Here is a 19,231-nt window from a genome sequence, read left to right as displayed (position 1 = left end):
TCCCTCTCGGCCGCGCGTCGGCGGCGGCGGCTAGGTCTGGCTGCTGAGGATGTCGTGCAGCGACGGGACCAGCGTCGCCGCGAGCCTGCCGCCCTTCTCCAGGTAGGCGTGGGCGCCGGCCTCCAGCGCCCCGGCCTCGGCGGTGCGGGCGGGGAACCCCGACAGCATCACCACCGTCGAGTCCGGCGACACCCGGCGCACGAGCGGCACCGCCTCGAGCCCGTCCATGACGGGCATCGCGATGTCCATCAGCACCAGGTCGGGCTGGGTCTCCTCGACCACGGAGACCGCCTGCTGTCCGTCCCCGGCCTCGCCGACGACCTCGAAGTCGCCGCCACCCCGCAGGTCCAGCACCATGGTCAGCATCTCGCGCAGGTCGGCGGCGTCGTCGACGACCACCACTCGGCAGCTCACGGGGTGTCCTCCTCGATCCGGGCCGGCGCGCCGCGCCGCAATGAGCCGGCGGTGACGTCGCCGGTCAGCTCGCCGATGAGCTCGCGGGCCCGGACCGAGGTCGCCGCCAGGATCTGGCGGGCCCGGGCCTGCTGCCCGAGGTCCAGGGTCATCTCGGCGGTGACGAGGCCCTGGACGATGGTGTCGTTGACCTCCAGCGCGGTCCGCATGCGGTCGTCGCGCTGCTGGGCACGCGCGCGCTCCTGCTCCAGCTGGGCGACCAGTCGCCGGTGCTCGGTCACGTCCGCGACCGCGCAGCACACGATCGTCTCCTGGGCGGCCCGGACCGCGGTCGTGGAGAGCAGCACCTGGTTGGTGTGCTGCCCGATCCGCAGGGTCACCTCGGCGCGCCTGGTGTCCCCCACCGCGACGTCGAGCAGGTCCAGGACGGACGGCATGTGGTCGGCCACCACGAACGCGGTCAGCGGCCACCCCCGCAAGGAGGTGGCGTCGACCCCGAGGAGGCGGGCGAACGGCTGGTTGGCCACCAGGACGGTGCCGTCACGGGAGAGCGTGGCAGCGCCGTCACCGAGTCGCTCCACCATGACCCGGTAGGGCAGGTCGGTGCCGGACACGGAGACGACCCGCTCGGCGCCGGGCGCCCCGACCACGAGGCTGTCGGCCTCCCCGTCGGCGAGGGCTCGCAGCGCCTCCTCCAGCTCCGCGAGCCGGCGCCGCAGCTCGTCCACCTCCGCCTCGCCGGCGAGGCCGTCGGGGCCGTCGGGGCCGTCGGGGCCGCTCACGAGGCCGCTCCCTCGGTGGCGAGCGGCCCGAGCTCGAGCCCGGCGAGCAGGCGAGCGGTGTCCGAGAGGTCCCCGACCACCCGACGTACTGGGGTGGGGCTGACGCGGATCAGGGTCGGGACGGCGATCACGCCGTCCGTGCGCGCCCGCGCCGGCTCGTCCATCAGGTCGACGATCTCGATGTGGTGGCGGCCCGGCAACCGGGCCTCGCACAGCGCGTACAGGTTCGCCTGCGCCAGTGCGGAGCGTGGCGTCTGGCCGGCCACGTAGAGACGGAGGTGGAAGGACGCGTCCGCCAGGTCGGCGGCGACGGGGCTGGTCGTCACGGCCCGCCACCACCCACGCGACGGGCAGCGGAGTCCGCGCGCTCCGCCGCACGGTCGGCGGCCTCGTCGGCCGCGGAGTCGTCCACGTCCGCGAAGTCGGCCAGCTCGTCCTCGAGCTGACGCCGCAGGGTCGCGATCTGTGCCTCGACCTCCTCGCGGCGTCGCTCGATCGAGGCCCTCCGCCGTTCCTGGTCCCTGCGCCGCGCGTCCTCGGTGCTCGCGTCGCGCGCCTCCTGCTGCTCCCGGGCGGACCCGGTGAGCACGCCGTCCGGTCCGACGAAGACGTCGACCAGCCGCGGGCCGTCGTCGGTCAGCAGGAACTCGCGCACCTGGTTGGAGTGGAACGAGCCTCGGTTCTTGATGGTCATCAGGAGGCGGTTGCGCTCGCCGTCGTTCTCGACGTTGCGGACCAGCAGCCATGCGTCGACCAGCGACGACGCCGAGACGTCGGTGTGGGGGTCGTCGTGGGTGCCGGCGAGCGCGGTGAGGACCGTGGTCGCGCCCCGCAGGCGCAGCATCGCGATGTCCCGCGCGACGGCGGAGGCGCTGGCGTACGACGCCACGCCCCGGCTCAGGCTGGCCACCGCGTCGAGGACGACCACCTCGGCCGGGTGCTCGTCGAGGATCATGTGCAGGGACGCCAGGTGCGCCTCCAGCCCGGTGATGGCCGGGCGCATGTGCTGCACCACGAGCAGGCCCTTGTCGATCCAGTGCTGGAGGTCGAGCCCGATGGAGCGCATGTTCCGCACCACCTGGCCCGACGGCTCCTCGAAGGAGAGGAAGAGAGCCTTCTCGCCCCGGCGGCAGGCCGCGTCGGCCGCGCACGCCGCGATGCTGGTCTTCCCGGTGCCCGCGGACCCGCTGATCATGATGGTCGAGCCACGGAAGACCCCGCCGCCCACCATGGTGTCGAGCTCCGGGATGCCGAGGCTGACCCGCTCCTCGCTGACCTCCGTCAGCTCGTCGTGGTGCAGCGGCATCACGACGAGACCACGACCGCTGATGAGGAAGGGGAACTCGTTGGTGCCGTGGGGCGAGCCCCGGTACTTGGCCACCCGCATGCGGCGGGTCGCGACCTCGTCCTCCACGCGGTGGTCGAGGACGACCACGCAGTCGGAGACGTACTCCTCGATCCCGTGGCGGGTCAGGCGGCCCTGCTGCCCGCGCTCTGCCGTGACCACCACCGTGAGGTCGCGCTCCTTCAACCACCGCAGCAGCCGGGCGAACTCTCGCCGGACCGTGGTCTCGTCGGGGAGGGTCGAGAACAGGGTCTCGACGGTGTCCAGCACGACACGACGCGCCCCGACCGCGTCGATCGCGGCCGCGAGGCGGAGCAGCAGCCCCTCGAGGTCGAAGGCCCCGCTCTGCACGAGGTCGTCCAGGTCGCCGGCGGCGGAGTCGACCACGAGAGTGCCCTCGTCGGCCATGGCGCGGAGGTCCACGCCGATCGACGCGGCGTTCGCGACCAGCTCGTCGGCGGTCTCCTCGAAGCTCAGCAGCACGCCCGGCTCCCCGTAGGCACGCGCTCCCTGGGCGAGGAACTCGACGCCGAACATGGACTTGCCGGACCCGGCGGCCCCGGTGACGATCGTCGCGCGAGCGCGCGGCAGACCGCCGAACGTGATGTCGTCGAAGCCCTCGATGCCGGTGGCTGCCTTCTCCAGCACGCCGGTCCCGCTCTCCGACAACGGCCAGGGGCCCACGGTCACTCCGTCCTCCGAGAGCTCTCCTGGCTCGGACCGGGTGGCCGGGGAGGGAGAGGCGAGCCTCACTCTAGTGGCAAACCCCCCGCGAGACCCTCACAATCGCCGCGCCCCGGACGGGCACGGGCCCCCGTGCCGTCAGCAGTCGCGGCGGACGACCACGCGCGGCCGGCCGCTCCCGGTGGCCTCCGTGGTGCCCACCACCCGGAAGCCCGCACGCTCGAACATCGTCACGGTGCCGACGAACGCCATCGTGAGGTCGATCCTGTCGGAAACCGCGTCGACGGGGTGGGCCTCCACCGCGGGGGCGCCCTCGGACGCCGCCCACGCGACCGCGCCCTCGATCGACCGCGTGGTCACGCCGCGCCGTCGGTGACCGCTGCGGACCACCACGCAGATGATCGTCCAGACCGCGACGTCGTCGACGGGACGGATCACCCGGGAGGCCACCAGGCGGGGGTTGTCGGCGCGGGGGCCGAGGCTGCACCAGCCGACGGGCACGCCGTCGGCGTAGGTCACCACGCCCGGTGGATGGTCGCCGTGGACGCCGGGCCGCCCGAGCGCCCGCGCCGCCCGCTCGCGGCTGCCACCCCCGAGCTCCTCGATCTGCGGGGCCCGCAGACGGTGCGACAGGCACCAGCAGTGGGTGGCCCGACGGTTCGGGTTGACGACGTCGGCGAAGTCCTCGAAGCGGTCCGGGGTCACCGGGTGGGTCTCCCACCTCACCGCCTCACTGGTCGTGCTCATCGCGCGAGTCGACCACGGCGGTCCGGGTCGGCGGAACCCCCTGCCCCCCGGTCGACTCCCCGGTCGACTCCCCGGTCGACTCCCTGGTCGACTCGGCGAGGCCCGCGAGCGTGAGCAGCTGCTTGCGCGCCATCACCAGGTCGCCGACGGAGACGAGCGGGGCGATCGCCCGGCCGTGCTCCATGACGATCTTGAGCAGCAGCCGCGAGCGCCCCGGGCCGTCGGGCACCACGACGTACGACATCAGCGCACCGAGGATCCGGCCCGTGAGGGCGACCCCGCGCTCGACCGCGAGCACCTCGCCCTGGCCCCGGCCGAAGGCCGAGGTGAAGGGCTCCCCCGGCCGGGGCTCCGGCAGGCTGAGCAGGCGGCGCGGCGAACGCCGGCCCAGGTTGTCGACGAGGTCGTAGGAGTACGGCGCCGCGCGCACCTGCGTCACCCAGGGCCACACCACGTCCGGCGGCGCGGCGACGTCGACGCCCCGCCAGACCTCGAGCGCGGGGCGGCCGCTGCCGCGGCGCAGGTCGTCGCAGGGGTAGCGGCGGGCGACCTCCGCCTCGGTGACGCCCCAGCGGTCACCGATCACGACGCCCCGCCCCCGCCCGCCGCCGGCCCGGAGGGCACCACGCGCCGGGCGCCCGGCCCGGGCGCGGGGACGACGTCGCGCGGGTCGTCGACCCGGTGGCCGCGCGCGCACTCGACGACCGGGTGCACCGGTGCCCCGCAGTCCCGGTGCTGCAGCGTGGTCGCGGGCCCCTCGGCGTCGGCGTACCAGCGGGCGCCGAAGTCGGCGAGCGCGACGAGGGTCGGGTACAGCTCGAATCCCTTCTCGGTGAGCCGGTACTCGTGCCGCTCTCTGCTCCCCTCGTCGCGGTACGGCACCCGGCGCAGCAGCCCGTGGTCGACGAGCAGGGCCAGGCGGTCGGTGAGCACCTGGCGCGACAGCCCGGCGTGGCGACGCATGTCGTCGAAGCGACGTACGCCGTTGATCACCTCCCGCACGACGACCACGACGCCGCTGTGCCCGAGCAGCGCCATCACGCGCTCGACCTGGCAGTTCGCGGTCGACCACTCCAGGGCGGGAGGTGCGTCCATGGACGGAGCCTACCTGAGTCCATTTGACAGACTCAGGCGTGACCACCGAGGCTGACGCCATGAGCGCGCCCTCCGTCGACCCGTCCACGATGACCGGCATGCAGCAGCTGCGGGCGGTGGTGGACGGCCACGTCCCCGCGCCCGGCATCTCCACCCTGATGGGCATGGTGGACATGGAGATCCTCGAGGAGGGCTCGGTCGCGGTGTCGCTCGTCCCCGGCCCGCAGCACTACAACCCGATCGGGAGCGTCCACGGCGGGGTGCACGCCACCCTGCTGGACACCGCCTGCGCCTGCTCCGTCCACTCGACCCTGGCGCCGGGCGAGACGTACACCTCGCTGGACCTGACCCTGAAGTTCCTGCGCGGCATCACCGTCGACACCGGGCGGGTCCGCGCGGTCGGCTCCCTCCTCCAGCGCGGCCGGCGCACGGCCCTGGCCCAGGCGCGCCTCGAGGACGCCTCGGGCCGCCTGCTCGCGCACGCGACGTCCAGCTGCCTGATCCTGCCCCCGCCCGCCTGAGCCACCGCGGAGGGCCTGCGAGACTCCGGCCATGACCGAGCACGCGTCCGTCGTCGTCCTCGGCGGCGGGGTCGTCGGGCTCAGCACCGCCCACCACCTCGCCCGCGCCGGGCTGAGCGACGTGGTCGTCGTCGAGCGCGGCAGCCTCGGCGAGGGCTCGACCTGCCGAGCCGCGGGCGGCGTGCGGGCGATGTTCACCGACGCCCTGAACGTCGAGCTCGGCCTGCGGAGCCTGGAGGCCTACGAGCGCTTCGCCGCCGACCACGGCCAGGAGATCGACCTGCACCGGGTCGGCTACCTGTTCCTCCTCGACTCCCCCGCCGCGCTCGACACCTTCGCGGCCGCGGCGCCCGTGCAGCGGGCGCTCGGTCTCGAGGTGCGCGAGCTGTCGGTCGCCGAGACGGTGGCCGCCTCGCCCCTGGTCTCGCCCGAGGGTCTGCTCGGCGGGGTGCTGTCCCCGCGCGCCGGGCACTGCACACCCGAGGCCGTGGTCGCCGGGTACGCGGCGTCAGCGCGCCGGCAGGGGGTGCGGATCCGCCCGGGGTGCGCCGCGACCGGCATCGAGGTCGTCGACGGGGCGATCACCGCCGTGGCGACCGAGGCGGGCCCGATCGTCACGGACACCGTGGTCTGCGCGACCGGCGCGTGGTCGGCCCGCGTCGCCGCCTGGGCCGGGGTCGACCTGCCGGTCGCCGGGCTGCGACGGCACGTGGCCCTCACCGGTCCCCTGCCGGGTCTCGACCCCGCGACGCCGTTCACCATCGAGCACTCGTCGAGCTACTACTTCCACCGGGAGGGTGGGGGCCTGCTCATGGGCCTGCCGGACCGCACCGACGAGTGGACCGACGACGCACGCCGCGACGAGGCGTGGCTGGAGGAGCTCGGCGAGGCCGTAGAGCGTCGCACGCCGGCGCTGGCCGAGTCGGCCATCGGCATCGGGTGGGCCGGGCTGTACGAGATGAGCCCTGACCACAACGCCCTGATCGGGGAGGCGGACCGCCCCGGGGACCCGTCCCGCTTCCTGTACGCCACCGGGTTCTCCGGCCACGGCTTCCTCATGGCGCCGGCCGTCGGCGAGGTGGTGGCCGACCTCGTCCTCGGTCGGACGCCGGCCGTCGACGTCTCCGCCCTCTCGGTCGACCGCTTCGACGCGGACGCCGCCCGTCCCGAGCTGCACGTGGTCTGACGGCGGTCCGACCAGTGGTCCTCGGTCCCGTCCTCGCGCTCGTCTCCAGCCTCGGCTGGGGCACCAGCGACTACCTCGGCGGTCGGCTGTCGGCCCGGCTCGGCGCGCTGCGCGTGCTGCTGGTCTCCCAGGCCGCGGCGACCACCGTCCTGCTCCTGGTCGTCGTCGCCGTGGGCGGCGCGCTGCCGCGCGGGATCGTCGGGACCGGCCTGCTCGCCGGCGTGGCCGAGGCGATCGCCATCGCGTCGCTGTACCGCGGCCTGGCGGTGGGCCAGGCCGGGCTCGTGGCGCCCGCGTCCGCGGTCTCGCCCGTCGTCCCGCTCGCCGTCGGCCTGGTCGCGGGGTCGGTCCCGGGCCCGTGGCGCGTCGTCGGCCTCCTGCTGGTGGTGGGCGGCCTGGTGCTCGCCTCCCGCGAGCCCGGGACCGGTGGCGCGCGGCGCGGTCTCGACGCCACCAGCCTCGGCTACGGGCTCGTGGCGGGCGTGGGCTTCGGCGCCTACTTCGTGCTCATGGCCGAGGCGAGCGCGGCCAGCGTGCCGTGGGCCCTCCTGCTCGCACGGCTGGCCGCGATCACCCTGATCGGGCTCGGCGTCGTCGTGGCGTCCCGGGTGGCCTCGGAGCCCGCCGTCCCGCTGGTGCGCCGCGACGTCGCCCGGCTCCTGGCGCTGGGCCTGGTGGTCGTGGTGGGCGACGGCGCCTACGCCCTGTCGTCGACGTACGGCGCGCTCGTCCTGGTCGCCGTGCTCGCGGCCACCCACCCCGTCGTGACGATCCTGTGGGCGCGCTTCGCGGGCGGCGAGCGGGTCGACGGCCTACGGTGGGCGGGCATCGGGGTGACCGTCGCCGGTGTGGTCGCCGTGACGGTGTGAGCGTCTCGGCCGCACAGGGAGGGGTACCGCGCACCCCATGAGCCCCGTCCCGCCCCTCGCGAGCCGCCCGCTGGGCCGGCGGGCCGTGCTGCGCGGCGCCGCCGTCGCCGGGCTGGTGCCGCTCGCCGGGTGCGCCGGGCTCACCGAGCGCGTGTCCAGCACCACGCCCGGGGGTCGCGACCGGTTGACGATGCAGGTCTACGGCACCGACGTCGAGGCCGACCTGTACGTCGAGCTGGCCCGACGGTTCTCCGAGGCGCGGGGCGTGACCGTCGACGTCACGTACGTCCCGTTCGCCGAGGCGCTGACCGCGGTGGACTCCGGCCTCCTCGCCGGCACGGCACCGGACGTCTTCCGCGTCGACTACCCGACGATGGGCCTCTACTCCGGCACCGGCCAGCTCCTCGACATCACCGACGCCACCGCCGAGCTCGCCCGCGACGTCTCCCCGGCCTACATGGGGGCGGTCAGCAGCGGCGACCGCGTGTACGGCGTCCCCCAGCACGTGGACACCTCCGCGCTGCTCTACCGGCGCGACGTCTTCGACGCGGCGGGGATCACGGTGCCCGACCGGGGCGAGGACGCGTGGTCGTGGGAGGAGTTCGGCGAGGTCGCCGACCGTCTGCGCGACGCCGCCGAGGCCGACGGCACCGGGCGGGCGCCCTTCGCGGTGAACTGGCAGGAGTTCGGGGCCTTCCGCTGGCTGACCTGGCTCTTCGAGGCCGGCGGCCAGCTCTACACCCCCGACCTCGGCTCCGCCGCCCTGACCGACGGCGGCGCCGACGGCCCCGGGGCGCGGGCGCTCGAGTTCACCCGCTCCTTCTTCGAGCGCGGCTGGGTGCCCCCGGCGACGTCGACCAAGGCCACGACGCTGCCCGACGCCCTCTTCACCTCCGGGCGGCTGTCCATGGTGTTCGCGGGCAACTTCCTGCTGCCCGCCTTCTCCGAGACCGTCGGTGACCGGTTCGCGTACGGCGCGACCTTCCAGCCGCAGGACGCCCGCCGCTCCTCGGAGCTGGGCGGGAACGCGCTGGTCGCGAACGCCGACGCGACGAACCCCGAGCTGGCCGCGGAGTTCCTCACCTACATGGTCGCCCCCGAGCAGATGGCGACGTTCTGCGCCGAGGGGGTGCTCCTGCCCACGCGGACGTCGCTGCTGGAGCGCGGCCTCGACTTCGCCCTCTCCCCGGACCTCATGGAGGTCTACTCCGACCAGATCCGGACCATCACCGACCGCGACGTCGCCGACGTCACCACCCCGACGTTCGCGGAGGTCAACACGGTGCTCGCCAACGAGCTCGAGCAGTGCTTCCTCGGCGACGCCTCGGTCGCCGACACCCTCGACGCCATCGCGGAGCGTGTCGACGCGACCGCCACGCTGAACGAGGCGGCGTCGTGAGCCGCCGCTACCGCGACACCCGGGCGGCGTGGGCGTTCCTCGCCCCGAACGCCGTCCTCGTCGTGGTGTTCCTGCTCGTGCCCCTCGGGTGGGCGTTCGTCCTCAGCTTCCAGGCCAAGCGGCCCTTCGGCCCGGGCACCTTCACCGGGCTCGACAACCTCAGCCGGCTGCTCGCCGACGACGTGTTCTGGCGGGCGGCGCTCAACACCGCTGTCTTCACCGTCGTCACCGTGCCGCTGACCGTCGTCCTCGGTCTGGCGATCGCGCTGCTGCTCGACAAGGCCATGCCCGGCCGCACCGTCGCGCGCACCATCGTCTACCTGCCCATCGTGGTCAGCACCGTCGTGGTGGCGCTCATCGGCCTGCTGCTGTTCGACGAGTCGATCGGGATCGTCAACGGCGTCCTGCGGGGCCTCGGCGTCGGCCCGGTGTCGTGGCAGAGCAACGGCGCGCTCGCGATGATCTCGGTGATGCTGGTGGTGCTCTGGACCCGCGTCGGGTTCGCGCTGCTGATCTACCTGGCCGCGCTCCAGGACGTCGACCCCGAGATGCTCGAGGCGGCCCAGGTCGACGGGGCCGGGCCCTGGGTCCTGGTGCGCCGCATGATCGTGCCGACCCTGCGGCCCACCACGTTCTTCCTCGTGGTCGTCAACGTCATCTGGTCGTTCCAGATCTTCGACATCGTCTACGTGATGACGAACGGTGGGCCCGGCTACTCGACCACCATGCTCGTCAGCTACGCCTACGACCAGGGCTTCGGCCCCGCCCGGAACTTCGGGTACGGCGCCACCGTCGGCGTCGTCCTGTTCCTGCTGACGCTCGTTGTCACCCTGGTCCAGCTGCGCGGCCAACGCCGCCACGAGCCCGCCGTGGAGGGCTGATGCCGACCTGGGTCCGCGTGCTCGTGGCGACCGTCGTGACGGTCGTGTTCGCGCTGCCGCTGTACGCGATGGTCGTGGTGGCGTTCACCCCGCGCGACCTGCTGCTCGACGACGGGGCGGGGCTGTGGTCGTCGGAGTGGACGACGGCGAACTTCACGGGTCTGTTCGACGCCTACCCGATCTGGCGGTGGTTCGGCAACGCGCTGCTGGTCGCGGGCCTGACCACGGTCCTGTCGGTGGTGGTCAACCTGCTCGCCGGCTACGCCCTCGCCAAGCTGCGGTTCGCGGGCCGGACGGCGGCCTTCGTCGTCGTCCTCGCCACGCTGATGATCCCGACGCAGGCGGTGATGATCCCGCAGTTCCAGGTCGTCTCCGCGCTCGGGCTGGTCGGCTTCTTCTGGGCCGTCATCCTGCCCTCGGCCTCGACCGCGCTCGGCATCTTCCTCGCCCGGCAGTTCTTCCTCGCGATCCCTGACGAGCTCGTCGACGCCGCCAAGGTCGACGGCTGCACGACGTTCGGGGCCTTCCGACGCGTCGTCCTGCCGCTGTCGCGGCCGCTGCTGGCGGTGATGACGCTGCTGGCGTTCATGACCCAGTGGAACGACTTCCTGTGGCCCCTCATCGCGCTGCGCGACCCGGACCTCTACACGCTCCCGGTCGCGCTGCGGTTCCTCCAGGGTGCGTACGACGCCGACTACGGCGGCATCATGGCCATGGCACTGCTGTCGAGCATCCCGCTGCTCGTCATGTTCGTGCTGCTGCAGCGGTGGTTCGTCGCAGGGTTGTCGCGCTCCGGCCTCAAGTAGCCGCGCTGCCGGGCGATGAGTCCGGCGCGGACGGGTGGTCGGTCCGGACATGATCCTCGTGACCGGCCACCTGCTCGTCGACCCGGACGCCCGGGCGGAGTTCCTCGACGCCTGCCGTGACGACGTCCGAGCGGCACGGGCCGCCGACGGGTGTCTCGCCTTCTCGCTCGCCGCCGACCCGCTGGAGCCGGACCGCGTCGTGGTGGTCGAGCGCTGGCGCGACGAGGCGAGCCTGGAGGCGTTCCGCGGGTCCGGCCCGGACGACGCACAGCAGCAGGTCATCACGGGCGGGGAGGTCACGCAGTACGTCGTGTCCGACCCCGGCCGGGCACTGATGGGACCCTGAGCCTCGGCGTCCGCTACAGTTCCGAATCGAAAGGGAGTAGTCCCCAACGGCCACGTCGACACACTGGCCCCGTCCTCGGACGGGACCCGGCGCGGCAGGCCACCTCGCGGTGGCGGACGAGACTTTCGACCAGTTGAGCGTCCCCGAGACGCGCCTGGTCGAGAGCGTCCGCCCGGGCCGGTTCTCGACCGGGCGCAGGAAAGAAGCCCTCGTGTCCGAGTTCCTCTCCGCCCTCCTGCTGTCGACGGGCGTCATCTTCGTCGCCGAGCTGGGCGACAAGAGCCAGCTGATGGCCATGACGTTCGCGACGCGCTACCGCGCCCGCGACGTGCTGATCGGCATCACCGTGGCCACCGCGTTCGTCCACCTCGCCTCCGTCGGCATCGGCTACGCCATGGGCACGGCCTTCGCGGACTACCAGGGCCCGATCGCCATCGTCGCCGGCGTCGCGTTCCTCGGCTTCGCCGCGTGGACGCTGCGCGGCGACGAGCTCACCGAGGAGGAGCGCAGCAAGGCCGCGCAGGCCACGCGGACCGCGGTCATGGCGGTCGGCATCGCGTTCTTCCTCGCCGAGCTGGGCGACAAGACCATGCTCGCCACCATCGTGCTGGCCGTCCGCGAGGACTGGGTCGGCACCTGGATCGGCTCGACCATCGGCATGGTCGCCGCCGACGCCCTCGCCATCGTGGTCGGCGCGATGCTGGGTCGTCACCTGCCCGAGAAGGTCATCACCTACGGGGCCGCGGCGCTGTTCGCGCTGTTCGGCGTCCTGCTGATCCTCGAGGGGGCCGGCGTCCTGGGCTGAGTGCCCGCGGCGACGTCGTCCAGGCTGCGCACCACGTCGACGCCGTCGCGCACCGTGCCGGTCCGAGCGGCGCGGCGGTCCAGCAGGACCGCCGCTGCGCCGGCCTCCAGCGCACCGCGGACGTCGTTCTCCCAGGAGTCGCCCACCATCAGCGCGTCCTCGACCGCGACGCCGAGCAGTGCGGCCGTGGCCCCGAAGGCCCGCGGGTCCGGCTTGGCCGCCGGGAGCCCGGAGGAGGCGGCGACGACGTCCACCAGGTCGAGCAGCCCGGTGCGACGCAGCTTCTCAGTCTGGATGCCCTGCTCGCCGTTGGTGAGAACGCCGGTCGGCAGGCCGGCGTCCCGGAGGCGCCGCAGGAGCGGTGCGGCGTCGTCGAAGGCGCGCCACTGGCTCCGGTAGCTCCGCTGGTAGTCGGCGAACCGGTCGTCCGCCTCCGCGTCCGTCAGGCCCGAAGCATCGAGGAAGGCGCGGACCCGCGCCCGGCGGTGCTCGTCGAGGGTGACCTCGCGGCGCTGGTAGCGCGGGTACCACTCGTCCGTGAGCGCACGCCAGCGCTCGACGTGCTGCTCCGGGTCGCCGTCGCGCCCGTGGTGCCGCACGAAGGCGAGCACCGCCGCCCGGGCCGCCCCCGCGTGGTCGACGAGCGTGTCGTCGAGGTCGAGGAGGACGGCCCGGACCGGACGCTCAGCCCTGCCCACGCCCCGACGCGGCCTGCAGGCGCTCGATGTGCTCGGAGGCCTCCGCCTTGGTGAGGTCGGCCGACAGGGTCTCCCCCGCCTCGCGCGCCAGGGTGTCGAGGTAGCTCTTCTGCGCCCCGGTCGCCGGCTCGTCACCGGTCACCCACTCCGACGGGTCCTTCTCGGTCGTGTTGGCGGCGTCGGTGCCCGTGGCCCCGAGCATCCCGCCGCTCTCGCCGATGGCGGTGTCGTTGTCGGCGGCGCCGTCCTGGGTACCGGTGTCGCTCGCGGTCGAATCTGTGTTCGAATCGGTCATGTCCCGACCGTAGCACCCGCCCCTGACATCGCCCGCCGTCCACCCGCGGCTCCCGCGGTCTCACGGGCCTCGGCTGGCTCAGGTTTCACCAGCCGGCTGGTGAAACCCCGACTTGGCCCCCGAAACATCGCCAGCCAGGTCGGCACATCGTCAGCCGGCTGGTGAAACCCGAGACGCCCGAGACGCCCGAGACGCCCGACACCCGAGACACCCGGGACACCCGGGACATTCGGGACGACGCGCTACGAGCGCAGGCCCGCGAGGCGGGAGCGGAAGCGTGGGGCGATGCGGTGGCGGGTGCGGATGGTGGGGACGTCGTCGGCGTCGAGGTCAAGCTCGGAGACGGTCTCGAGCACGGGCGCCTCGTGCTCGCCGCCGACGACGGTGCCGCGGGCCCACCACATGCGCAGGCCCTTGTCGGTCACCTCGAGGCTCGCGAGGTTGTTGTCGAACCAGGGGCCCTTCAGCAGCGACCACTGCAGCGGCGCGTCGGGCACCTTGGCTGACCGGGCGACGACGTGCCCGATCGGGCCCGCCACGCCGTAGGAGAGCACCGCCGTGGCGAACCGCATCCGGCGCGGCAGCGGGTTGCGGATGGGCGAGCAGACCGCCTGCAGGATGCGGCTCCGCAGCGGCGGCGCGTCGGGGTCGCGCAGGCGCGCCTCCGACACGAAGCTGTGGTGGACGTCGCCGGACAGGAAGGTCACGGTGCGGGGCGCCTCGCCCCGGCGCCCGGTGGCGACCTCGAGGACCATGTCGACCACGGCGCGGAACGAGGCCTGGAACGCCGCCCAGTGCTCGAGGTCGACGCCCTGCCGGATCGTCTCCCCCACCTCGGCGGGCCTGCGGCCCCAGGCGCCGCCCGCGAGCGCCTCGCCGAAGGCCTCCACGTAGTGCAGACCGGGGGCGAGGAGGAACGGCAGGGACGTCCCGATCAGCAGGTGCTGCACGTCGCCGCGCAGCTGGTCCGAGAGCCAGCTCAGCTCGTCCTCGTCGAGCATCGCGCGGTGCGACGGCTCCAGCACGCGCCCGGCCCGGGTGTCGACCACCACGAGGCGGGCCTGCGTGCCGAAGTCCCGCACGTAGCTCCACCGGTACGACGTCGGCTCGGTGTTGGCCCGGTCCGCGAACGCGTCGATCTCCGCCGACAGGTCGATCTCGTCACCGGGCTCGGCGTACGCCGCGTGTGCGCTGATGCGGCGCCACAGCGGGTCGAGCGCCCGCTCCGCCGCCGACAGGTTGCCCAGGTGCTGGTAGACCCAGTACGACGCGAGGCCGCCCACGATGCGGCCCTGCCACCACGAGGTGGCCTCCATCGCGCGGCGCCAGTCCCACGAGGTGTTCCAGTCGTCGCGGATGTCGTGGTCGTCGAAGATCATGGCGCTGGGCAGGGTCGAGAGCAGCCACCGGTTCGCCGGGTCGCTCCACGCCAGGTAGTACAGGTGGGCGTACTCCTCGTAGTCGGCCAGCTCCGTCCACGGTGCCTCGTCGATGGAGCGGCGCGAGGAGATGAACTCGTGCATCGCCTCGGTCGTCTCGTCGGCGTACACCTGGTCGCCCAGGAACACCACGAGGTCGGGCCAGCGCATGTCGCCGCCGGTGATGCCGGCCATGCGGAGCGCGTAGCTGCGCAGCGCGTCGACGCCGTGCAGGTCGTTCCCGGCCTTGTCGTGCCCGACGCTGGTGCGGCACGAGCCGTAGGCCAGCCGCAACGGCTTGTCGGCCTCGAGAGTCGCGATGACCGGGGCCGGGAAGGGTGAGGCCGGCTCGGGCCACACGACGACGCCGTCGATCTCGACCGTGTACTCGACCCGGCTGCCGCGCTCGAGACCCGTGACCTCGACCAGCGCGTAGTGGTGGCCGTGGACGCCGAAGGTGCGCGCGGTGGCGGTGACCCCGCCGGCACGGACGACGACCTCCCCCGCCGCGGCGGTCTCGACCCAGATGGTGGCGGAGTCCTCGTCGACGTACCGCATGAGCGGCCCGAGGACGAGTCCCGTACCGTCGTTCGTCGGCTGCGCCGAGGCGTCCTGCCCGCTAGGGCCGTCACCGTCTCCGACCCTGTGGTCCATGCCACGACTATGGCACCACGCCCGACTCGAGGACGCGCCGCAGCCCAACCCAGTCTTATCTCATATCTGATATATGGTGGTGACCATGACGCAGACCGAGGACTACAAGTCGCGCATCGGCTGGCTGATCCGCGACGCGCGCAAGCACCGCGGGCTCACCCAGCACCAGCTCGCCGAGCTGCTCTCGACGAGCCAGCCGGCGATCAACCGCATCGAGCGGGGCCACCAGAACCTCTCGCTCGAGATGCTCGCCCGCATCGGTGAGGCGCTAGACTCCGAGATCGTGGCCCTCGGCGCCGGCCCGACCCACCTGCGCGTCACCGGCCCGACGACGCTGTCCGGCAGCATCTCGGTCAAGACCTCCAAGAACGCCGGCGTCGCCCTGCTCTGCGCGAGCCTGCTGAACCGCGGCCGCACGGTGCTGCGCAAGGTCGCGCGCATCGAGGAGGTCAACCGTCTGCTCGAGGTGCTCGAGAGCCTCGGCGTCCGCACGCGGTGGCTGAACGAGGACAACGACCTCGAGATCGTGCCGCCCGCCGAGCTGGACCTCGACCACATCGACGAGGCCGCGGCGCGCCGCACCCGCTCGGTCATCATGTTCCTCGGCCCGCTGCTGCACCGCGCCGACACCTTCGCCCTGCCGTACGCCGGTGGCTGCAACCTCGGCACCCGGACCGTCGAGCCCCACATGTCGGCGCTGCGGCCCTTCGGCCTCGAGGTCAAGGCGACCGAGGGCAGCTACCACGCCACCGTGTCCGAGGCCGTCGAGCCCGCGCGCCCGATCGTGCTCACCGAGCGCGGCGACACGGTCACCGAGAACGCCCTCATGGCCGCGGCGCTGAACCCGGGCACCACCGTGATCCGCAACGCCTCCTCGAACTACATGGTCCAGGACCTGTGCTTCTTCCTGCAGAAGCTCGGCGTGGAGGTCGAGGGCGTCGGCAGCACCACGCTGCGCGTCACCGGCCGCGAGCGCATCGACGTCGACGTCGACTACGCGCCCTCCGAGGACCCCATCGAGGCCATGTCGCTGCTCGCCGCCGCGATCGTCACCAAGTCGTCGATCACCATCACGCGCGTGCCGATCGAGTTCCTCGAGATCGAGCTCGCGCTGCTCGAGGAGATGGGCTTCAACTACACCCGCTCCCCCGAGTACGTCGCGCTCAACGGCCGCACCCGACTCGTCGACCTGACGACGGAGCCGTCGGAGCTGCAGGCGCCGCTGGACAAGATCCACCCGATGCCGTTCCCGGGCCTGAACATCGACAACCTGCCCTTCTTCGCGGTCATCGCCGCGGTGGCGCAGGGCCAGACGCTGCTGCACGACTGGGTCTACGAGAACCGCGCGATCTACCTGACCGAGCTGACCAAGCTCGGCGGCCAGGTGAAGCTGCTCGACCCGCACCGCGTCCTCGTCGAGGGCCCGACGCACTGGTCGGGCACCGAGATCGTCTGCCCGCCGGCGCTGCGACCGGCCGTCGTCATCCTGCTCGCGATGCTGGCGAGCAAGGGCACCTCGGTGCTCCGCTCGACCTACGTCATCCACCGCGGCTACGAGGACCTCGCGGCACGCCTCAACGAGCTCGGCGCCAACATCGAGCCGTTCCGCGACATCTGAGTACCACGCCGGCGAGCGGCGCGGGACGACGGGCGCCGTGAAGGCGTTCGCCCACCGGGGCGGGGCGCTGCACCCCGACCTGGTGGGCCTCGAGAACACCCTGCGGGCGTTCCGCCACGCCCACGACCTGGGTTTCCGCCACCTGGAGACCGACGTCCACCTGACGGCGGACGGCGTGCTCGTCGCGTTCCACGACACCGTCCTGGACCGGGTGACCGACGGTCGCGGCAGGGTCCGCGACGCCACGCTGGCCGACCTGCGCGCGGCCCGGGTGGGAGGCCGGGAGCAGGTCCCCACCCTGGTCGAGCTGCTGGAGGCCCTGCCCGACGCCGTCCTCAACGTCGATCTCAAGGACGACCGCGCCGTCGCCCCGCTCGCCCGCCTCCTCGCCGTCCGCGGCGACGAGCACCGGGTGGTCGTCGGGTCGTTCTCGGCGCGGCGGCTGCGCCGTTTCCGCCGAATCGGCGGCGGCCGGGTCGCCACCTCCGCCCACGCGGCCGAGGTGGCGGCGTACCGGCTGCTGCCCAGCGCACGCCTGGCGCGCCTGGTGACCCGGGGCGGGCCGGTGGCGCTGCAGGTCCCCGAGCGGGTCGGGCCGCTTCGGGTCGTCACCCCGGGCCTGGTCCGCCGTGCCCACGCGGCCGGCGTGGAGGTGCACGTCTGGGTGGTGGACGACGAGCCGGGGATGCGCCGGCTGGCCGCGCTGGGTGTCGACGGGATCATGACCGACCGGACCGACATACTCGCTGACGTGATGCGCGACCTCGGCCAGTGGCCGGACCGATGAGCGCCCCCGGTGTGGCGTCCCCCGGCCGGACCTACGGCTGGCCGGTGTGGGCGTGGGGACTGTGGGACTGGGCCGGCGCGGCCTTCAACGCGGTGATCACGACCTTCGTCTTCAGCGTCTACCTCACCTCGGACGCGTTCGGTCCCGAGGCCGACAGCCGCCTCGGCTGGACCCTGGCCGCCGCCGGTGTCGTCGTGGCCCTCACCGCCCCCGTGAGCGGTCAGCGCTCGGACGGCCGCGGTCGCCGCACCCGCTGGCTGGGCATCCACACGCTGCTCGTCGTGGTGTGCTCCGCCGCGCTGTACTGGGTGCGACCGGGCGAGTCGTACCTGTGGCTCGGACTGCTCGCCCTCGCGGCCGGCAACGTCTTCTTCGAGCTCGCCCAGGTCAACTACAACGCGATGTTGCCCCGCATCTCGACGCCCGAGACCATCGGCCGCGTCTCGGGGCTCGGGTGGGGCCTCGGCTACCTCGGCGGCATCGTGCTCCTGCTCACGGTCTACCTCGGGCTGATCTCCCCGGACGTCGGGTGGTTCGGGGTCACCGACGCCGACGGGCTCGACGTGCGCGTCACGATGCTGGTCTGCGCCGCCTGGACCCTCGTGTTCGCCGTGCCGGTGCTCCTGACGCTGCGCGACGAGGACGCCCCCGCCGCGGTGGGCGGCCCCGAGGCGGGCGCCCGGGTGGGGGTCGCCGAGTCCTACCGGCGGCTGTTCCGCTCGGTCGCCGAGCTGTGGCGCTCCGACCGCAACCTGGTCTTCTTCCTCGGCGCCTCCGCGGTGTTCCGCGACGGCCTCGCCGGGGTCTTCGCCTTCGCCGGCGTCATCGCCGCCGGGTCCTTCGGCTTCTCCCCCGGCGACGTCATCCTGCTGGGCGTGGCGGCCAACGTCGTCGCCGGCGTCGCGACGATCGGCTTCGGCCGGCTGGACGACCGGATCGGGTCGAAGCGCGTGATCCTCGTCGCGTTGGTGGCGATGGTCGCCGCGGGGCTCGGGATCTTCCTGCTCCACGACGCGGGCACCGCGGTCTTCTGGACGCTGGGCCTGACCCTGAGCGTCTTCGTCGGTCCCGCCCAGTCCGCCTCCCGGACCTTCCTCGCCCGCATGACGCCGGCGGGCCGCGAGGGCCAGGTCTTCGGTCTCTACGCGACCACCGGACGGGCGGTGTCCTTCCTGGCCCCCGCGATGTTCGCCGCCGCCATCACCGTGGGTGCCGCTGTCACCGGCGAGGGCCAGGAGGCCGCGCAGCACTGGGGGATCCTCGGCATCGTCGTGGTCCTGGCCGCCGGCCTGGCCCTCCTCCTGCCGGTCCGCGAGGTGGCCAGGCGCGCAGCGTGAGACCCCGAGGGAATGATTCCCGGGGGTCGGTCGTTCCAGTCTCTGTACAGCAGTGCGTGTCGTGTCCGCCGGTCTGGACCAATCCGCCGAGGGGCACGGCGTCGAACCACCCCGTACTGTCGAGAGACGACCACATGGGGAACTGAAGGGAAGGTGGCACCGTGGCCGAGAGGACGCTGCGTGGCGCCCGGCTGGGCGGCCAGAGCTTCGAGGACGAGCGCGGCATCGAGTTCGCGGCTCGTCAGCAGATCGCATACGCCTGCCCGCGCGGGCACGAGTTCGAGATCACCATGTCGACCGAGGCCGAGGTGCCCGGCGTCTGGGAGTGCCCGCGCTGCGGCGCCGAGGCCAAGAGCGTGGCCGGCATCGAGCACGAGGCGAAGCCGGAGAAGCCGGCGCGCACGCACTGGGACATGCTCCTGGAGCGGCGCAGCGAGAAGGAGCTCGAGGACATCCTCAAGGAGCGCCTCGAGCTGCTGCGCGGCGGCGAGATCGGCCCCGCCCACCTGCACCGGGGCAAGAAGCGCAAGACGCCGGCCTGAGC

The 19,231-nt window shown here is 73.3% G+C and carries 22 protein-coding genes; 12 read left to right on the top strand and 10 right to left on the bottom strand.

Going from position 1 to position 19,231, the window contains the following annotated elements; translation table 11 throughout:
- Positions 1 to 30: 30 nt before the first annotated feature.
- The 7 genes from MJ876_RS22200 to MJ876_RS10180 all read right to left on the bottom strand — a co-directional run bounded on the left by MJ876_RS22200 (position 31) and on the right by MJ876_RS10180 (position 5,067).
- Positions 31 to 414, bottom strand: a complete 384-nt coding sequence (locus tag MJ876_RS22200; protein ID WP_240236175.1) for a response regulator transcription factor — start codon at positions 412 to 414, stop codon at positions 31 to 33.
- Complete coding sequence (locus MJ876_RS22195; protein ID WP_240236174.1) at positions 411 to 1,196, bottom strand: PAS domain S-box protein; 786 nt, start codon at positions 1,194 to 1,196, stop codon at positions 411 to 413. Before MJ876_RS22195 ends, MJ876_RS22200 begins: the two co-directional genes overlap by 4 nt.
- Positions 1,193 to 1,522: a circadian clock KaiB family protein gene (locus MJ876_RS10200; RefSeq protein ID WP_240236173.1), complete on the bottom strand. Its 330-nt coding sequence runs from the start codon at positions 1,520 to 1,522 to the stop codon at positions 1,193 to 1,195. The genes MJ876_RS22195 and MJ876_RS10200 overlap by 4 nt, the downstream gene beginning before the upstream one ends.
- Positions 1,519 to 3,189 (bottom strand): circadian clock protein KaiC, encoded by a 1,671-nt coding sequence (gene kaiC, locus MJ876_RS10195; protein ID WP_240236172.1) that lies wholly within the window; start codon positions 3,187 to 3,189, stop codon positions 1,519 to 1,521. Before kaiC ends, MJ876_RS10200 begins: the two co-directional genes overlap by 4 nt.
- A gap of 174 nt (positions 3,190 to 3,363) precedes the next feature.
- Positions 3,364 to 3,972, bottom strand: coding sequence for a GNAT family N-acetyltransferase (locus MJ876_RS10190; RefSeq protein ID WP_240236171.1), 609 nt, complete (start codon positions 3,970 to 3,972; stop codon positions 3,364 to 3,366).
- Positions 3,956 to 4,558 (bottom strand): hypothetical protein, encoded by a 603-nt coding sequence (locus MJ876_RS10185; RefSeq protein WP_240236170.1) that lies wholly within the window; start codon positions 4,556 to 4,558, stop codon positions 3,956 to 3,958. Before MJ876_RS10185 ends, MJ876_RS10190 begins: the two co-directional genes overlap by 17 nt.
- Positions 4,555 to 5,067, bottom strand: a complete 513-nt coding sequence (locus MJ876_RS10180) for a helix-turn-helix domain-containing protein (RefSeq protein ID WP_240236169.1) — start codon at positions 5,065 to 5,067, stop codon at positions 4,555 to 4,557. The genes MJ876_RS10185 and MJ876_RS10180 overlap by 4 nt, the downstream gene beginning before the upstream one ends.
- Before the next feature lie 59 nt (positions 5,068 to 5,126).
- Here MJ876_RS10180 and MJ876_RS10175 point away from each other — a divergent pair, with 59 nt between their 5' ends.
- The 8 genes from MJ876_RS10175 (at position 5,127) to MJ876_RS10140 (ending at position 11,880) form a co-directional block, all read left to right on the top strand.
- Complete coding sequence (locus MJ876_RS10175; RefSeq protein WP_240236168.1) at positions 5,127 to 5,588, top strand: PaaI family thioesterase; 462 nt, start codon at positions 5,127 to 5,129, stop codon at positions 5,586 to 5,588.
- Between the two features lie 31 nt (positions 5,589 to 5,619).
- On the top strand, positions 5,620 to 6,774 hold the full coding sequence (locus MJ876_RS10170; RefSeq protein ID WP_240236167.1) for an FAD-binding oxidoreductase: 1,155 nt from the start codon (positions 5,620 to 5,622) through the stop codon (positions 6,772 to 6,774).
- 14 nt (positions 6,775 to 6,788) lie between these two features.
- Positions 6,789 to 7,643: an EamA family transporter gene (locus MJ876_RS10165; RefSeq protein WP_240236166.1), complete on the top strand. Its 855-nt coding sequence runs from the start codon at positions 6,789 to 6,791 to the stop codon at positions 7,641 to 7,643.
- A 37-nt stretch (positions 7,644 to 7,680) separates the two neighbouring features.
- Positions 7,681 to 9,042, top strand: coding sequence for a sugar ABC transporter substrate-binding protein (locus MJ876_RS10160; protein ID WP_240236165.1), 1,362 nt, complete (start codon positions 7,681 to 7,683; stop codon positions 9,040 to 9,042).
- On the top strand, positions 9,039 to 9,923 hold the full coding sequence (locus MJ876_RS10155) for a carbohydrate ABC transporter permease (RefSeq protein WP_240236164.1): 885 nt from the start codon (positions 9,039 to 9,041) through the stop codon (positions 9,921 to 9,923). The genes MJ876_RS10160 and MJ876_RS10155 overlap by 4 nt, the downstream gene beginning before the upstream one ends.
- Positions 9,923 to 10,729 carry a carbohydrate ABC transporter permease gene (locus MJ876_RS10150; protein WP_240236163.1) on the top strand — a complete coding sequence of 269 codons (807 nt, stop codon included), beginning with the start codon at positions 9,923 to 9,925 and terminating at the stop codon, positions 10,727 to 10,729. Before MJ876_RS10155 ends, MJ876_RS10150 begins: the two co-directional genes overlap by 1 nt.
- Before the next feature lie 49 nt (positions 10,730 to 10,778).
- Positions 10,779 to 11,075, top strand: a complete 297-nt coding sequence (locus tag MJ876_RS10145; protein WP_240236162.1) for a putative quinol monooxygenase — start codon at positions 10,779 to 10,781, stop codon at positions 11,073 to 11,075.
- A 133-nt stretch (positions 11,076 to 11,208) separates the two neighbouring features.
- The gene (locus MJ876_RS10140; RefSeq protein ID WP_240236161.1) at positions 11,209 to 11,880 is read left to right on the top strand and encodes a TMEM165/GDT1 family protein; all 672 of its coding nucleotides are present in this window, start codon (positions 11,209 to 11,211) and stop codon (positions 11,878 to 11,880) included.
- On the opposite strand, the gene MJ876_RS10135 is transcribed toward MJ876_RS10140, so the two are convergent.
- The 3 genes from MJ876_RS10135 to MJ876_RS10125 all read right to left on the bottom strand — a co-directional run bounded on the left by MJ876_RS10135 (position 11,808) and on the right by MJ876_RS10125 (position 14,945).
- Positions 11,808 to 12,578 (bottom strand): HAD family hydrolase, encoded by a 771-nt coding sequence (locus MJ876_RS10135; protein ID WP_240236160.1) that lies wholly within the window; start codon positions 12,576 to 12,578, stop codon positions 11,808 to 11,810. The two genes, MJ876_RS10140 and MJ876_RS10135, sit on opposite strands and share 73 nt — an antisense overlap.
- Positions 12,565 to 12,873 carry a DUF3072 domain-containing protein gene (locus tag MJ876_RS10130; protein ID WP_240236159.1) on the bottom strand — a complete coding sequence of 103 codons (309 nt, stop codon included), beginning with the start codon at positions 12,871 to 12,873 and terminating at the stop codon, positions 12,565 to 12,567. The genes MJ876_RS10135 and MJ876_RS10130 overlap by 14 nt, the downstream gene beginning before the upstream one ends.
- A gap of 242 nt (positions 12,874 to 13,115) precedes the next feature.
- A complete protein-coding gene (locus MJ876_RS10125) occupies positions 13,116 to 14,945 on the bottom strand; it encodes an alkaline phosphatase D family protein (RefSeq protein ID WP_240236158.1) in 1,830 nt (609 codons plus the stop codon).
- Between the two features lie 85 nt (positions 14,946 to 15,030).
- Here MJ876_RS10125 and MJ876_RS10120 point away from each other — a divergent pair, with 85 nt between their 5' ends.
- From MJ876_RS10120 to MJ876_RS10105, 4 genes are all read left to right on the top strand, one after another.
- Positions 15,031 to 16,563: a UDP-N-acetylglucosamine 1-carboxyvinyltransferase gene (locus tag MJ876_RS10120; protein ID WP_240236157.1), complete on the top strand. Its 1,533-nt coding sequence runs from the start codon at positions 15,031 to 15,033 to the stop codon at positions 16,561 to 16,563.
- Positions 16,564 to 16,600: 37 nt separating this feature from the next.
- Positions 16,601 to 17,350, top strand: a complete 750-nt coding sequence (locus MJ876_RS10115; protein WP_240236156.1) for a glycerophosphodiester phosphodiesterase family protein — start codon at positions 16,601 to 16,603, stop codon at positions 17,348 to 17,350.
- Positions 17,347 to 18,687: an MFS transporter gene (locus MJ876_RS10110; protein ID WP_240236155.1), complete on the top strand. Its 1,341-nt coding sequence runs from the start codon at positions 17,347 to 17,349 to the stop codon at positions 18,685 to 18,687. The genes MJ876_RS10115 and MJ876_RS10110 overlap by 4 nt, the downstream gene beginning before the upstream one ends.
- A gap of 161 nt (positions 18,688 to 18,848) precedes the next feature.
- Entirely contained in the window at positions 18,849 to 19,229 is a 381-nt protein-coding gene (locus MJ876_RS10105; RefSeq protein WP_240236154.1) for an RNA polymerase-binding protein RbpA, read from the top strand.
- The last annotated feature ends 2 nt before the right edge of the window (positions 19,230 to 19,231 follow it).

The organism is Nocardioides sp. CFH 31398 (genome assembly GCF_022436705.1).
Lineage (GTDB): Bacteria > Actinomycetota > Actinomycetes > Propionibacteriales > Nocardioidaceae > Nocardioides.
The sequence above is the reverse complement of the archived record's forward strand: the minus strand, read 5'-3'. Positions and strand labels throughout refer to the sequence as shown.